Raw genomic sequence first — 15741 nt, 5'->3', positions numbered from 1 at the left:
TCCCAGCGCACCAGGGCGTGGAAAAAGCGGCAAGCCGGCGCGCGCGGCCGGCTGCGGCCCGGGCGGCGTTCGGGGAGGCTCGGAGAGATTTGGAGAGATTTCCCGCCCTCAGGCGAAACTGCCGGCGAACTGGTAACGGTGGCCTGGATGCCACATGGTGGCAAGGGAGGCGATGCGCCCGGCCGAGCGGGTCTGGCGGCGTAGCACCAGGCAGGGCTGGCGCGTGTCGATGGCCAGCATGTCGGCGATGTCGCGCGGCGGCGCCAGCGCCTCGATGCTGTAGGTCGCGCCCTGCAGCGGAGCGGCGGCCATCAGGTATTCGTTGGGCGTGATATGGGCGAAGTCCTGCTCCATATAATCGGGGGCGCACAGCGGGTTGACCCAGCGGTCCTCGACCTGGATCGGCACCCCGTTTTCGTAGTGCACGATCACCGAGTGGAACAGCAGGTGGCCGGGCGCCAGGTCGAACTGCTTGGCCAGCAGCTCGCTGGCCTTGCCGCGTTCGAGCTGCTGCAGGCTGCTGCGGTGGGCGTGGCCGCGCGCGCGCACTTCCTCGGCGATGCTCTTGATTTCGAGCAGGGTGGCCTGGTATTTTTGCTGGGCGACGAAAGTGCCCGAACCCTGGCGCCGGGTCAGCACCTGTTCGGCCGTCAGTTCGCGTACGGCGCGGTTGACCGTCATGCGCGAGACGCCGAATTGCTTGGTCAGGGCCTGCTCGGAGGGGATCACATCGCCTTCCTTCCAGTGCCCGGCGGCGATCTGCTCCAGCAGATAATCCTTGATGCGCTGAAAAATAGGGGTATGGTCTAGTGCTGTTTGTTCCATCCGTTCTCCGAAGCGGCAATGCGGCAGGCCCGTGCCTGCGCGGCGACCCGTGCTTGCGCGGCGATTTTAGCACCGGCCTGGGCGAATTCAAAAGCAAGAGGCGGGATGCGGGCGCGCGGCGGGCTGGCTATGATGGGAACATCAGACGATTTCATGGAGTAGCGGCATGGGCAAGAGTCAATTCAAGAGCGAGGCGCAGCGCTGGGCCGCCGTCCAGCAGCGCGATAGCGCGGCCGACGGCCAGTTCTATTATTCGGTGCGCACCACCGGCGTGTTTTGCCGCCCTTCCTGTGGCGCGCGGCCGGCTCTGCGCAGCAATGTGAGTTTTCACGACAGCATCGCGGCGGCCGAGCAGGCCGGCTTCCGGCCCTGCAAGCGCTGCAAGCCGGACCAGCCGCCGCTGGCCGAGCGCCACGCCGCCATGGTGGCGAAAATGTGCCGCCTGATCGACGAGGCCGAGAGCGAGCCGGATCTGGACAGCCTGGCCGAGGCGAGCGGCATGAGCCGCTTCCACTTCCACCGCATCTTCAAGGCCCAGACCGGGCTGACGCCGAAAGCCTATGCCAGCGCCGTGCGCCAGCGCCGCATGCAGGAGGGCCTGGCGCAGGAAGAGTCGGTGACGGCGGCCATCTACGCCTCCGGCTTCAATTCCAGCGGCCGTTTCTACGCCGCCTCCCAGGGCGCGCTGGGCATGACGCCGAGCGCCTTCCGCAGCGGCGGCAAGGGCGCCACCATCCGCTTCGCCATCGGCGCCAGTTCGCTGGGCGCGATCCTGGTGGCCAGCACCGCGAAGGGCATCTGCGCCATTTTGATGGGCAACGATCCCGACGCCCTGGCGCGCGACCTGCAGGACCGCTTCCCGCAGGCCGAAATCATCGGCGCCGAACCGGATTTCGAGCAGGTGGTGGCGCGCGTGGTGGGCATGGTCGAACATCCCGAAATCGGCCTCGACCTGCCGCTCGACGTGCGCGGCACGGCCTTCCAGCAGCGCGTCTGGCAGGTCTTGCGCGAAATTCCGGCCGGGCGCACCGTCAGCTATAGCGAATTGGCCGAGATGGTCGGCGCGCCGAAGGGCGCGCGCGCCGTGGCCGGCGCCTGCGCCGCCAATGCGATCGCGATCGCCGTGCCTTGCCACCGCGTGGTGCGCAACGACGGCTCGATTTCCGGCTACCGCTGGGGCGTCGAGCGCAAGCAAATCCTGCTCGAACGCGAGGGTTCGAAGTGAGCGAGGCCGATTCGCCGGCGGCGCAGGAATCGGCGGCGCGCGAGGCGCAAGGCGGAACGGCCGCCAGCCGCGTCGACTGGACGCGCATCGGCGCCGAGCTGGATGCCTGCGGCTGCGCCGTGGTGCGCGCCGCCCTCTCGCCGGCGCAGTGCCAGGCGCTGGCGGCCGGCTACGCCGATGCGGCGCAGTTCCGCAGCCGGGTGCTGATGGAGCGCCATGGCTTCGGCAAGGGCGAATACCAGTACTACGCCTACCCGCTGCCGCCGCTGGTGGCCCAGCTGCGCGAACGCATGTATGGGCCGCTGGCCGCCATCGCCAACCGCTGGCATGCGGCGCTGGGCATCGACACGCGCTTCCCGGAACGGCACGCCGACTATCTGGAACGCTGCCACGCGGCGGGCCAGCTGCGCCCCACGCCGCTGCTGCTGCAATACGGCGCGGGCGACTACAACTGCCTGCACCAGGATCTGTATGGCGAGCATGTCTTCCCCCTGCAGGCGGCGTTCCTGCTGTCGCGCCCCGGCCAGGATTTCGAAGGCGGCGAATTCGTGCTGACCGAGCAGCGCCCGCGCATGCAGTCGCGGGTCGAAGTGGTGGCGCTGGGGCAGGGCGACGCGGTGATCTTCCCCGTGGCGCAGCGCCCCGTGAACGGCACGCGCGGCGTCTACCGCGTGAATATGCGGCATGGCGTCAGCCGCCTGCGCAGCGGCACCCGCCACACCCTCGGCATCATCTTCCACGACGCACAATAATCAGGGCAGCTCGCCGCTGGAATGCGGATCGATGGAATAGGGGTGGTGCTCGTCGAGGAAGCCCGGCTGGGCGCGCACGCGTTCGATCCAGGCGCAGACATGGGGGGAATTCGCGCAAGGGCAGACCGGCTTCGTCGGCCCGGTGCGTGTAGGCGAACAGCGAGATATCGGCAATGCTGTAGTCGTCGCCCGCGATGAAGGAGCTGCTGGATAGCTCCCGCTCCAGAATCTGCAGCGCGCGCAGACCGCCCGCGCGGCGCATCTCCACCAGGGCGGCGGGCCGGCGCGCCAGCTTGCCGGTCGTCGTCCAATGGCGCAGCGAGGCGATATTCACTACATAGTCCTGCTCGAACGACATCCACTGCTGCACCTTGGCCGCCGCAAAAGCATCGGCCGGCAGGTAGCGCGTGCCGTGCGCAAGGAACGTCAGAATGGCATTCGATTCGGCCAGCACGCGCCCATCGTCCAGGCGGATGGCCGGCACGGCGCCGGTGGGGTTGATGGCCAGGTATGCTGGCGCATGGCCCTCTCCCTCGAAGATGCTGACCAGCTCCGTGCGATAGGGCAGGCCAAGATGGCTCAGAAGCAGGCGTACTTTATAGGCGTTTTGCGAGGGCAGATAATCGAACAGCGTCAGCATGGCGGCAACTCCGGAAGCAAAGGCTTGATTGGACCAGAGCGTGAATTTCGCTACACTCTGGATCTTGCTTTCCAATTCGAGAGGACAGTCCATGCACTTCCGCCGCACCCTGTTGGCCGCCGCCGCGCTGGTAGCCGCCCATGCCGCCCAAGCCGGCACCATGATCGACAACGCCAACGGCTACACGCTGAATGCCGGCGGGGAGCTGCTGCGGTTCCAGGCGCTGGCCTTTGACGACCAGGGCCGCATTGTCGCCGTTGGCGACGCGCAGGAAGTGGCGGCCAAGGCCAAGGGCTACCGACGCGTCGACGTGCAGGGCAAGACTGTGTTGCCCGGCCTGATCGACGCCCACGGCCACGTCTTTGGCCTGGGCTATATCGCCAGCGGCGTGGAACTCTACAGCTCCACCTCGCTCGACGGCGCGCTCAAGACCGTGCAGGCCTTTGCCCAGGCCAATCCGCAGCGCGGCTGGATCGTCGGCAATGGCTGGAACCAGGAAATCTGGAAGCTGGGCCGCTTCCCCACGGCCGCCGAACTCGATGGCGTCACGGGCGAACGTCCCGCCATGCTGCGCCGCGTCGACGGCCATGCCGCCTGGGCCAACAGCAAGGCCCTGCAACTGGCCGGCATTACGCGCGACACGAAAGACCCGGCCGGCGGCAAGATCGAACGCGATGCGGACGGCAACGCCACCGGCATCCTGGTCGACAACGCGATGGAGTTGATGGATGGCGTGGTGCCGCGTCCCGGCGATGTGGAACGCCGCGCCGCGCTCGATGGCGCCCTGGCGGCCCTGACCAAGGTCGGCCTGACCAGCGTGCACGACGCCGGCATGGGCGAAGCCGAGGACGCGCTGTTCCGCGAATATGCCGACAAGGGCAAGCTCACCACCCGCGTCTACGCCATGATCGGCGACACCGGCGAAGCCTTCGACCGCCTGTCAGCGCGCGGCCCGCTGGCATCCTACGCCAACGACCTGTATGCGCTGAGCGCCGTCAAGCTGGTCTCCGACGGCGCCCTGGGCAGCCGTGGCGCCGCCATGATGCAGCCCTACAGCGACGCGCCGCACACCCACGGCCTGCTGTTCTACAAAAACGCGGAGATGCTGGCCAAGATGGAAAAGGCCATGAAGGCCGGCTACCAGGTCAACATCCACGCCATTGGCGACGCCGGCAACCGCCAGATCCTCGACGGCTATGCCGCCCTGCTGAAAAAATATCCCGGCGCCGCCCAGCGCCACCGCATCGAGCACGCGCAGGTGGTGGCGCTGGGCGACATCCCGCGCTTCAAGCAGCTCGGCATCATCCCCTCGATGCAGCCCACGCACGCCACCTCCGACCAGAACATGGCCGAACAGCGCGTCGGCCCGCAGCGCATCAAAGGCGCCTACGCCTGGCACAGCTTCCTCAAGCAAGGCTCGAAGATCGCCTGCGGCTCCGACTTCCCCATCGAATCGCCCAACCCGTTCGAAGGCCTGCACGCCGCTGTCACGCGCCAGGACAGCGCCGGCCTGCCGGTCGGCGGCTGGTACAAGAACCAGGCCATGAGCCGCAAACAAGCCTTCCGCTGCTTCACCCTGGACGCGGCCTACGCCGCCCGCCAGGAAAAAGCCATCGGCACGCTCGAAGCCGGCAAATGGGCCGACTTCATTGTCGTGGACGCCGACCTGTTCAAAGTTCCCGCCAGCGCCATCGGCAAAATCCGCGTCCAGCAAACCTGGCTCAGCGGCAAACCCGTCTACACCGCCCCCTAAGCTTTGCGCCAAATCAAACAATGTCCCACCCTGGTGTCAGGCACTGGAGTAGGACATTCTTTGATCTAAATCAGTAAATGTCCGACCGTGGTGCCTGACACCAGGGTGGACATTGTTTGCGGTAGATCAAAGCCGGTGGGGTAGAATTCGGTTGACTTGGTTGTATAGACAACTTATGCTTGGCGCATATGTGGGCATTGCTGCCTGCGTGTTCCCTATTTTATGGAGACGATATGAGCACCCCTTCGAGCAGCCTGGAAAATGATCCCCGTTTCGATGCTTCCCGCGAGATCCGCGCGCCGCGCGGTTCTGAGCGGGTGTGCAAGACCTGGGGCGCGGAAGCGGCCTACCGCATGCTCCAGAATAATCTGGACAAGGAAGTGGCGGAGAATCCGAAGCATCTGGTGGTCTACGGCGGCATCGGCCGCGCTGCCCGCAACTGGGAGTGCTTCGATCAGATCCTGGCTTCGCTCAAGGAGCTGGAAGAGGACCAGACGCTGCTGATCCAGTCCGGCAAGCCGGTGGGCGTGTTCCAGACCCACGCCGATGCGCCGCGCGTGCTGATCGCGAACTCGAACCTGGTGCCGAAGTGGGGCAATTGGGAGCATTTCAATGAGCTGGACCGCAAGGGCCTGTTCATGTACGGCCAGATGACGGCTGGCAGCTGGATCTATATCGGCACCCAGGGCATCGTGCAGGGTACCTACGAGACCTTCGCCGAAGCGGGCCGCCAGCATTTCGGCGGCGACCTGAAAGGCCGCTGGATTCTGACGGCGGGCCTGGGCGGCATGGGCGGCGCGCAGCCGCTGGCCGCGACCATGGCGGGCGCGGTGTCGCTGACCATTGAGTGCCAGCAGAGCAGCATCGACTTCCGCCTGCGTACCCGCTACCTGGACAAGCAGGCCGCCTCCATCGACGAGGCGCTGGCCCTGGTGCAGCAGCACAAGGCGGCCGGCGAGGCGATTTCCATCGGCCTGCTGGGCAATGCGGCCGAGGTGCTGCCGGAGCTGGTCAAGCGCGCTAAGGCCGGCGGCATCATCCCCGATATCGTGACCGACCAGACCTCGGCCCATGACCTGATCAACGGCTATCTGCCGAACGGCTGGAGCGTGGCCGAGTGGAAGGCGGCGCAGCAGGATGCGGCCAGCCACGAGCGCCTGACCAGCGCGGCCGCCGCGTCCTGCGCCGTCCACGTGCAGGCCATGCTGGACTTCCAGCAGCTGGGCGCCAAGGTGGTCGATTACGGCAACAACATCCGCCAGGTGGCCTTGGACCAGGGCGTGAAGAACGCCTTCGACTTCCCCGGCTTCGTGCCGGCCTATATCCGTCCGCAGTTCTGCGAAGGCCGCGGCCCGTTCCGCTGGGTGGCGCTGTCCGGCGATCCGGAGGATATCTACAAGACCGACGCCAAGATCAAGGAGCTGTTCCCGCACCACGCGCAGGTGCACCGCTGGCTGGACATGGCGCGCGAGCGCATCGCCTTCCAGGGTCTGCCGGCGCGCATCTGCTGGCTGGGCCTGGGCGAGCGCCATATCGCCGGCCTGGCTTTCAACGAGATGGTGCGCAAGGGCGAGCTGAAAGCGCCGATCGTCATCGGCCGCGACCACCTGGACACCGGCTCGGTGGCCAGCCCTAATCGCGAAACGGAAAGCATGAAGGACGGCACCGACGCCGTGTCCGACTGGCCGCTGCTGAACGCCCTGCTGAACACCGCCGGCGGCGCGACCTGGGTTTCGCTGCACCATGGCGGTGGCGTGGGCATGGGCTATTCCCAGCACTCCGGCGTGGTGATCGTGGCCGACGGCACCGACGCCGCCGCCAAGCGCCTGGCGCGCGTGCTGGTCAACGACAGCGGCTCGGGCGTGATGCGCCATGCCGATGCCGGCTACGAATCCGCGGTCGCCTGCGCCAAGCGCAACGGCCTGAATCTGCCAATGATTAAATAAAGAGACAAAGCACATGAACAAAACGCAGAACAACGCCTGGACCCTGAAGCCCGGCAAAATCACCCTGGCCGAATTGCGCGCCGCCTGGAACGCGCACGCGCCGGTGGCGCTGGCCGCCGAAGCCTATCCGGTCATCGAAGCGTCGGCCGCCACCGTGCGCGCCATCGTCGAGAAGGGCGCGGCCGCTTACGGCATCAACACCGGTTTCGGCCTGCTGGCCAAGACCCGCATCCCGGACGACAAGCTGGAACAGCTGCAGCGCAACCTGATCCTGTCGCATTCCGTAGGCACCGGCGAGCTGATGTCCGACCACGTCGTGCGCCTGCTGATGTTGATGAAGATCGGCAGCCTGGCGCGCGGCTTCTCCGGCATCCGTCCGGTGGTGATCGACACCCTGATCGCCCTGTACAACGCCGGCATCGTCCCGGCCATTCCGGCCAAGGGTTCGGTCGGCGCCTCGGGCGACCTGGCGCCGCTGTCGCATATGACGCTGGCGATCCTGGGCGAAGGCCAGGTGCGCGTGAACGGTGAGCTGATGCAGGCGGCCGACGCGCTGAAAGCCGCCGGCATCGCGCCGGTGGTGCTGGCCGCGAAAGAAGGCCTGGCGCTGATCAACGGCACCCAGGCGTCCGCCGCGCTGGCGCTGCATGGCCTGTTCATGGCCGAGCGCCTGCTGGAAGCGGGCATGGTCACGGGTTCCCTGTCGCTGGACGCGGCCAAGGGCAGCGATTCGCCGTTCGACGCCCGCGTGCACGAGGTGCGCGGCCAGCCGGGCCAGATCGCCGCCGCTGCGATCTACCGCCAGCTGGTGGCCAATAGCGCCATCCGCGCCTCGCACCTGGTGGGCGACGAGCGCGTGCAAGACCCGTACTGCCTGCGCTGCCAGCCGCAAGTCATGGGCGCCTGCATGGACCTGATCGCCAACGCCAGCCGTACCTTGCTGATCGAAGCCAATGCCGTCACCGACAATCCGCTGATCTTCTCCGGCGACGATGTGCAGATCGTCTCGGGCGGTAACTTCCATGCCGAGCCGGTGGCCTTCGCCGCCGACACGCTGGCGCTGGCGATTGCCGAAATCGGCAGCATTTCCGAGCGCCGCATTTCGCTGCTGATCGACGCCACCTTGTCCGGCGGTCTGCCGCCTTTCCTGGTGAAAGACCCGGGCGTGAATTCGGGCTTCATGATCGCCCACGTCACCGCCGCCGCGCTGGCGTCTGAGAACAAGTCACTGGCCCATCCGGCCAGCGTGGACACCATCCCGACCTCGGCCAACCAGGAAGACCATGTGAGCATGGCCACCTTCGCGGCGCGCCGCCTGGACGATATGGCGCACAATACCGCCGTCATCGTCGGCATCGAGCTGCTGGCGGCGGCGCAGGGCATCGACTTCCACCGTCCGCTGCAGTCTTCGCCGCAACTGGAGCAAGTGCACGCCCAGCTGCGCCAGAAGGTGCCGTTCTTCGACGTCGATCGCCTGTTCGCGCCGGACATCGAGGCGGCCAAGCAGATGGTGCTCAAAGGTGAGCTGAGCGCCGGCTGCAAAAATCTGTTCACGCCGCTGCATCCTTAAGCGGCAGGGAGGACGTATATGGATTATCAATTCAAGGCCGGCGGCATTCCGCTGCTGGTGTCGATGCCCCATGTGGGCACCGATATTCCGGACGATATCGCGGCCCGCTTCACGCCGGGCGCGCTGGACAAGCCGGACACCGACTGGCATCTGGTGCAGCTGTATGACTTCCTGCAGGAGATGGGGGCGTCTACGCTGTCGGCGCGCTGGTCGCGGTATGTGATTGACCTGAACCGTCCTCCCGAGAACACCAATCTGTATCCGGGCCAGGATACGACCGGCCTGTGCCCGCTCGACACTTTCCACCGCGAACCGCTGTACCAGGACGGCCAGCAGCCGGACGAGGCGGAAGTGCAGCGCCGCCTGGCCGCCTACTGGAAACCGTATCACGACCAGCTGCGCGCGGAACTCGACCGCCTGCTGCATCTGCACGGCCGCGTCGTGCTGTGGGACGCGCACTCCATCGCCTCCATCGTGCCGCGCTTCTTCGAAGGCAAGCTGCCCGACCTGAACTTCGGCACGGCCGATGGCGCCAGTTGCGCGCCCGCGCTGACCGAAACCATCGCCGGCCTGGCGCAAGCCCATGGCGGCTATACCGTGGCCGTCAACGGCCGCTTCAAGGGTGGCCATATCACGCGCCACTACGGCAAGCCGGAACGCGGCGTGCATGGCATCCAGCTGGAGATGTGCCAGTCCACCTATATGAATGAAACCCTGCCTTTCGCCTATCGCGACGATCTGGCGGCGCGGGTGCAGCCCTTGCTGCGCCAGCTGACCCAGGCCGCCGCCGATTGGACCAGGCAATGACGGCGCTGTTCGCGCGCAATGCGCTGCTGCCGGACGGCTGGCATCGGAATGTGCTGTTGCAGTGGGACGCGGCGGGCAGCCTGACAGCGGTAACTCCGGATGCGCAGCCCGGCCAAGGCGTCGAAACCGCGCACTACGTCATGCCGGGCATGATCAATCTGCATTCGCACAGCTTCCAGCGCGCGCTGGGCGGCCTGACCGAGAAGGCAGGCGATAGTCCGGACAGCTTCTGGACCTGGCGCGACCTGATGTACCGCTTTGCGCGCAGCATCACGCCGGAACAGATCGAGGCGATTGCCGCCCAGCTGTTCAGCGAATGCTTGCGCCACGGCTATACCTCGATCTGCGAATTCCATTATGTGCAGCGCGCGCCGGACGGCGCGATGTATGCGCAGCCGGCCGAAACGGCGCAGCGCGTGATCGCGGCGGCGCAACTGTCGGGCATCGGCATCACCATGCTGCCGGTGCTGTACAGCTATTCCGGTTTCGGCGAGGCCGCGCTCAAGCCCGAGCAGAACCGCTTCAAGACCGATGCGCAGGATGTGTTGAACATCGTCGGCGCGCTGGAAAGCCAGCGCGGCGCCCAGGTGGAAGTGGGCGTGGCCCCGCATTCGCTGCGCGCCGCCTCGGTGGCGCAGATCCGCGAAGTGCTGGCGGCGCTGCCGGCCCAGCGCCCGGTGCATATCCATATCGCCGAGCAGCAGGGTGAGGTGAAACAGTCGCTCGATTACAGCGGCCGCCGTCCGGTGCAGTATCTGTATGACCATCTGCCGGTGGACCAGCGCTGGTGCCTGGTGCACGCCACCCATCTGGTGGACGAGGAGGTGGGCGCCATCGCCCGCAGCGGCGCGGTGGCCGGCCTGTGTCCGACGACGGAGGCGAATCTGGGCGACGGCTTGTTCCCGCTGGAGCCTTTCCTGCAGCAAGGCGGCCGTTTCGGCGTCGGCAGCGACAGCCATATTTCTCAGGGCGCGGTGGAAGAGCTGCGCTGGCTGGAATATGGCCAGCGTCTGCAGCAGCAGCGCCGCAATATCGCCGTCTCGCGCGAACAACGCAATGTGGGTGACTTTTTATGGCAGGCCGCGCTGCAAGGCGGCGCCCAGGCGGCGGGCCGTCCCGTGGGCGCGCTCAGCGTGGGCAAGCGCGCCGACCTGATCGTGCTCGATAATGAGCATCCGAATCTCGATGGCCTGGATGCGCAAGAGGTTTTGGGCAGCCTGGTCTTCTGCGGAAATGATAATCTAGTCAAAGATGTCATGGTCGGCGGCCAGTGGGTGGTGCGCGGCCAGAAGCACGCGGCGCAACCGGCCATCACCGCGCGCTTCAAACAGACGCTGGCCGAACTGCGCGGACTGGGAACATGACTGCACTGATCCAGTATGCAAGTCTGCACGCTTCGCCATGGAAGAATGGCGGCGGCAGCACGACGGAAATCGCCGTGGCGCCTGCGGGCGCCAGCTTCGATGAATTCGACTGGCGCATCAGCCTGGCGACGATCGCGGCCAGCGGGCCGTTTTCCGTTTTCCCCGGCATCGACCGCACGCTGACCCTGGTGGAAGGCGCTGGCGTGGTGCTGGATGTGGGCAATGAACGGCGCGTGGCGCTCAGCGAGCGCGAACCGGTGGTGGCCTTCCCCGGCGAGACGGCCGTTTCGGCCACCATCGAAGGCATCACCACCGATTTCAATGTGATGACGCGCCGCGCGCGCTGCAGCCACCAGCTGGAGCGGCGCGAGGTGCGCGACTTTTCCACGCTGGAGCGGCGCAGCGAATTGACGGTGCTGTTTCTGGCCGAGGGCGAGAGCCTGACGGTGGCGAGCGGCAGGGAACGCGTGGCGATGGTACGCTACGACGCGCTGGTGCTGGACCGCGAGGATGTGTGGACGCTGGAGGCCGGACAGGCCACCGTGTTCATCGTCGATATCATTCCAAACGAAGAAGAGTAAAGCATGAGTGCAGTGTGGGATCTGCTGATCGTCAATGTGCACCTGGCCACCATGGCCGGCGAAGGCTATGGCGAAGTGCGCGACGGCGCGGTGGCGGTGAAAGATGGCCGCATCGCCTGGCTGGGCGCGCGCGCTGACGCGGCGCGCCATGGCAGCGCGGACGAGGAACGCGATGGCGGTGGCTGCTGGCTGACGCCCGGCCTGATCGACTGCCATACGCATATCGTCCACGCCGGCAACCGCAGCGATGAATTCGAGGCGCGCCTGAACGGCGCGACCTATGAGGATATCGCCCGCGCCGGCGGCGGCATCATGTCCACCGTGCGCGCCACGCGCGCCGCTTCGGACGAAGAACTGTTGGCGCAAAGCCTGCCGCGCATCGCCAGCCTGCTGGCCGAAGGCGTGACCACGATCGAAATCAAGTCCGGTTACGGCCTGGACCTGGAGTCGGAACGCAAGATGCTGCGCGTGGCGCGCCGCGTCGGCGCTGAGCTGCCGCTGCGGGTGGCGACCACCTTCCTGGGCGCGCACGCGCTGCCGCCGGAATATGCAGGACGTGCCGACGATTATGTGCAGGCCGTGTGCGAGATGGTTCCCGCGCTGGCCGCTGAAGGCCTGGCCGATGCGGTGGATGCCTTCTGCGAACGCATCGGCTTCAGCCGCGAACAGACCGAGCGCGTATTCCAGGCCGCGCAGCGGCATGGCTTGCCGGTCAAGCTGCATGCGGAGCAGTTGTCCGACCAGGGCGGGGCGGAGCTCGTGGCGCGCTACGGCGGCCTGTCCGCCGACCATCTGGAGCATTTGAGCGAGAGCGGCATCGCCGCCATGGCGCAGGCGGGTACGGTGGCCGTGCTGCTGCCTGGCGCTTACTACTTCCTGCGCGACACCACGCCGCCGCCGGTTGCCGCGCTGCGCGCCGCCGGCGTGCCGATGGCTGTCTCCACCGACAACAATCCCGGTACCTCGCCCATGACATCGCTGTTGCTGGCGATGAATATGGTCTGTACCTTGTGGCGTCTGACGCCGCTGGAGGCGCTGTCCGGCTGCACCATTCACGCTGCGCGCGCCCTGGGCTTACAGGATGAAGTGGGCAGCCTGGAAGTGGGCAAGCGCGCCGACTTCGCGCTGTGGCGGATCGCCCGTCCGGCCGACCTGTCCTATGCCTTCGGCTTCAATCCCTGCCGCGCCGTGGTCAATGGCGGCGTATGGCGCCAGCCGCTGCTGGATATGGCCAGCCTGGCGGCGGCCCGGACCAGCTCCGGCGGCTGAGTGGGAAGCGCGCGTCCCTGGCTGGTCGCCGCGCTTTTATCCGCCGCGGCGCCGGCGCTGGCCGATGACGCGGTTTTGCGCATCGGCTCCAAGCGCTTCACCGAATCGTATGTGCTGGGCGAGGTGCTGGCGCAGACGGCCGCGCCGCATGCCCGGACCGAACACCGCCAGGGGCTGGGCAATACCGCCATCGTGCTGGCCGCGCTGAAAGCGGGCAGCATCGACGTCTATCCCGAGTACGTCGGCACCATCGACCAGGAAATCCTCAAGCATGCCAAGCCCGCCACGCTGGACGAGATCCGGCGCGAGCTGGCGCAGCAGGGACTGGGGGTATCGCAGCCGCTGGGCTTCAACAATACCTATGCCTTGGCTGTACGTGGCGATGCGGCGGACTTGCGCGCGCTGAGCGATCTGGCGCGGCACAAGGAATTGAAGTTCGGCCTGTCGCATGAATTCATCGGCCGCGCCGACGGCTGGCAGGGGCTGGCGCGCAGCTACGGCATCAGCCAGCGGCCCTCCGGTCTCGATCACGGCATCGCGTATGAGGCGCTGGCACAGCGCCAGGTCGACGTGATCGACATCTACTCCACCGACGCCAAGATCAGTCAATACGGCTTGCGCGTGCTGGACGACGACCGCGCCTACTTCCCGCGTTACGACGCCGTGCTGCTGTACCGGCTGGACGCGGCCAAGCGCTTCCCCGCCGCCTGGCAGGCCATGCGCGGCCTGGAGGGACGCATCGCCGCCGGAGACATGATCGCGATGAACGCCGCCGCCGAAATCGAAGGCAAAAGCTTCAGCGCCGTGGCGCGCGACTGGCTCGCCGCGCAAGCAGCCAAAAGCGCCGTTGCGGACGCTGCGCCGCCGCGCGCGACGCCAGCCAAGGCCGATCGTCCCGGCCTGCTCGCCAAGATTTTTGACGACAATCTGTGGCCGCTGACGCGCCAGCACGTCACGCTGGTGGCGCTGTCCGTGCTGCTGGCCTGTGCCGTGGGCATTCCGCTCGGCGTGCTGGCGGCCTATGCGCCGCGCCTGCGCCAGGCTGTGATGGCGGTGGTTGGCGTGTTGCAGACCGTGCCTTCGCTGGCCCTGCTGGCGATCCTGATCCCGCTGCTGGGCGCCATCGGCACCTTGCCGGCGCTGATCGCCCTATTTGTATACGCGCTGCTGCCTGTTGTGCGCAACACATGCACCGGCATTCTCGGCGTGCCAAAGGGATTAAAGACCGCCGCGCTGGCGCTGGGCCTGAGGCCCAATCAGCGCCTGCTGCATATTGAACTGCCGCTGGCCTTGCCCGTGATCCTGGCAGGGGTGAAGACGGCGGCGGTCATGAGCGTGGGCACGGCCACCATTGCCGCCTTTATCGGCGCGGGCGGTTACGGTGAGCGCATTACCACCGGCCTGGCCTTGAACGACAACGATATGTTGCTGGCCGGCGCCTTGCCCGCCGCCGCACTGGCCCTGCTGACGCAAGGCTTGTTCGAACTGGCCGAGCGCATGGTGGTGCCGCGTCGCCGGATTTCAAGCCAGCAGATGTAAGGAAGATGCGACTGTTGGTAAGGAATTGTAAAGGACCGGGATTTCGTCAAAGGGCAGGAATATAGTGAACTCGTTGATTCATCTCCCCTCCCACTTGACAATGGGTTCCGCCCCGCGCAGCGCAAGCTGACGCGGGATTTTTTTTGCCTGGCGTCCGCGTGTAAGCGCCTGCGCCAGCTGGTCCACTTACAACAAGGAGAGAGAGTTCGAAGGAGAGAAAGCCGCGGCGGTGTTTGTCGATGCCAAGCAGCGCGCCGTGGTGACCAATATAGCTTACGACAAGGACAACAAGCCTTTGCGCCGCTACTGCGCCGAACCCAGTCCGGACGCCTTGTCCGCCTTCGCCGCCAAGGCCGGCCTGGATGTCTCGGTTCCGACCAAGGGCGACATCGGTTATTCGCAAGCTTTCTCGGAGGGCGCGGCCAGCATAGGCTTGCGCACGCAGAGCATCCAGCTGCTGCGCGACATCATGTTCACCAACTGCGAGGCCTTCATCAACGCTGGCGTGACCGAATTCGGCCTGGAAACGCTGCAGCGACGCTTCCAGAGCACGATGGTGGCGGTGCTGGCCATCGAGCAGCTGACCGGTGCGGTGAAGGCGCCGGCGGTGACGATCAGCGGCCAGGCCGGCGGCACCAATGCCGATGTGCTGGGCGATGCGATCAAGCTGGTTGAAGTGGCCAGCGCTTCCTTGCAGGCGGCGCAAAGCAGCGAGGACAGCGCCGCCGCCAATGCCAAGACCGCGAAGCAGGAGTTGGAGGACTTCAAGAAAAAGAATCCGGCCGATACCAGCAGCGACGATTACATCGCGGCCAAAACCAAGGCTGACAAGGCCGACGCCACATTGAAGACCGCAAAGGAGCTGACGCAGACGCGACGCACGGATCTGGCGGAAGCTAAGGCTGTACGGGCGGCGGCTGGAACGACGGGCGGCAGCATGTCGAACGCGGTATTCGCCGTGGAGCCCGCGCGCGCGCCGGTGGATGCGGCAACGGCGCAGCATATCAGCCAGGCGGTCACGAAAATCGTGGAATCCACGCTGGAACTGGGCTTTGGCCGCGAGGTCTGCACCACGCTGTTCGGCCAGATGATTTCGCAGTCCGTCACGGAGCGTAAAAAAGAGCTGCTGCAGAACGCGGAAGCACTGCGCAAGTCCTGCCTGCATTTCCTGGATCAGGATGCGCGGTTGGCTGAGGCCGCGGTCAGGCGCGCCGAGTTGCAGATAGATCTGGCCCAGCGTTCCTTCGAGATGCTCGGCAGGATTCTGAATATGGTCGCCATGAAGCAGGTGAGCGCCGCCGACGGCACCACCATGATCGCCGCGCTGCGCGAATCGACGGGTGCGATTGTCAAGAATATGGAAGTGGACGACGTCAAAGCCAAAGTCTTCCTCAAACTGCAAAACTTCCCGGTTCTCAGCAAATTTGGTGTGCCGAGCACGGCTCAATAGGCAGCGTGACGTTGCCCGGC

General features: G+C 66.3%; 13 protein-coding genes. 11 read left to right on the top strand and 2 right to left on the bottom strand.

Annotation, left to right across the window (positions count from 1 at the left end; genetic code table 11):
• Positions 1-108 precede the first annotated feature (108 nt).
• Positions 109-825, bottom strand: a complete 717-nt coding sequence (hutC, locus tag FHS03_RS18540; RefSeq protein WP_183442426.1) for a histidine utilization transcriptional repressor HutC — start codon at positions 823-825, stop codon at positions 109-111.
• A gap of 166 nt (positions 826-991) precedes the next feature.
• Here hutC and ada point away from each other — a divergent pair, with 166 nt between their 5' ends.
• Positions 992-2050 (top strand): bifunctional DNA-binding transcriptional regulator/O6-methylguanine-DNA methyltransferase Ada, encoded by a 1059-nt coding sequence (ada, locus tag FHS03_RS18535; RefSeq protein ID WP_183442425.1) that lies wholly within the window; start codon positions 992-994, stop codon positions 2048-2050.
• The gene (locus FHS03_RS18530) at positions 2047-2802 is read left to right on the top strand and encodes a 2OG-Fe(II) oxygenase (protein ID WP_183442424.1); all 756 of its coding nucleotides are present in this window, start codon (positions 2047-2049) and stop codon (positions 2800-2802) included. The genes ada and FHS03_RS18530 overlap by 4 nt, the downstream gene beginning before the upstream one ends.
• Here the strand turns inward: FHS03_RS18530 and FHS03_RS18525 are convergent.
• Positions 2780-3535 carry a glutathione S-transferase family protein gene (locus FHS03_RS18525; protein ID WP_221208171.1) on the bottom strand — a complete coding sequence of 252 codons (756 nt, stop codon included), beginning with the start codon at positions 3533-3535 and terminating at the stop codon, positions 2780-2782. The genes FHS03_RS18530 and FHS03_RS18525 overlap by 23 nt on opposite strands.
• Between FHS03_RS18525 and FHS03_RS18520 the strand changes: the two genes are divergently transcribed.
• From FHS03_RS18520 to FHS03_RS18480, 9 genes are all read left to right on the top strand, one after another.
• Entirely contained in the window at positions 3534-5195 is a 1662-nt protein-coding gene (locus FHS03_RS18520; RefSeq protein WP_183442423.1) for an amidohydrolase, read from the top strand. The genes FHS03_RS18525 and FHS03_RS18520 overlap by 2 nt on opposite strands.
• Before the next feature lie 233 nt (positions 5196-5428).
• Positions 5429-7141 carry a urocanate hydratase gene (gene hutU / locus FHS03_RS18515; RefSeq protein ID WP_183442422.1) on the top strand — a complete coding sequence of 571 codons (1713 nt, stop codon included), beginning with the start codon at positions 5429-5431 and terminating at the stop codon, positions 7139-7141.
• A 13-nt stretch (positions 7142-7154) separates the two neighbouring features.
• A complete protein-coding gene (gene hutH, locus FHS03_RS18510) occupies positions 7155-8711 on the top strand; it encodes a histidine ammonia-lyase (RefSeq protein ID WP_183442421.1) in 1557 nt (518 codons plus the stop codon).
• Between the two features lie 18 nt (positions 8712-8729).
• Positions 8730-9518, top strand: coding sequence for an N-formylglutamate deformylase (hutG, locus tag FHS03_RS18505; RefSeq protein WP_183442420.1), 789 nt, complete (start codon positions 8730-8732; stop codon positions 9516-9518).
• On the top strand, positions 9515-10882 hold the full coding sequence (locus FHS03_RS18500) for a formimidoylglutamate deiminase (protein ID WP_183442419.1): 1368 nt from the start codon (positions 9515-9517) through the stop codon (positions 10880-10882). The genes hutG and FHS03_RS18500 overlap by 4 nt, the downstream gene beginning before the upstream one ends.
• Positions 10879-11463, top strand: coding sequence for a HutD/Ves family protein (locus FHS03_RS18495; protein ID WP_183442418.1), 585 nt, complete (start codon positions 10879-10881; stop codon positions 11461-11463). Before FHS03_RS18500 ends, FHS03_RS18495 begins: the two co-directional genes overlap by 4 nt.
• Positions 11464-11466: 3 nt before the next feature.
• Complete coding sequence (gene hutI, locus FHS03_RS18490) at positions 11467-12732, top strand: imidazolonepropionase (RefSeq protein WP_183442417.1); 1266 nt, start codon at positions 11467-11469, stop codon at positions 12730-12732.
• Positions 12733-14271, top strand: a complete 1539-nt coding sequence (locus tag FHS03_RS18485; protein WP_371871734.1) for an ABC transporter permease/substrate-binding protein — start codon at positions 12733-12735, stop codon at positions 14269-14271.
• A gap of 229 nt (positions 14272-14500) precedes the next feature.
• Positions 14501-15721, top strand: coding sequence for a hypothetical protein (locus tag FHS03_RS18480; protein WP_183442416.1), 1221 nt, complete (start codon positions 14501-14503; stop codon positions 15719-15721).
• Positions 15722-15741: the final 20 nt, after the last annotated feature.

Origin of the sequence: Pseudoduganella violacea, assembly GCF_014191875.1 — a bacterium.
GTDB classification, from domain to species: domain Bacteria; phylum Pseudomonadota; class Gammaproteobacteria; order Burkholderiales; family Burkholderiaceae_D; genus Rugamonas; species Rugamonas violacea_A.
The sequence above is the reverse complement of the archived record's forward strand: the minus strand, read 5'-3'. Positions and strand labels throughout refer to the sequence as shown.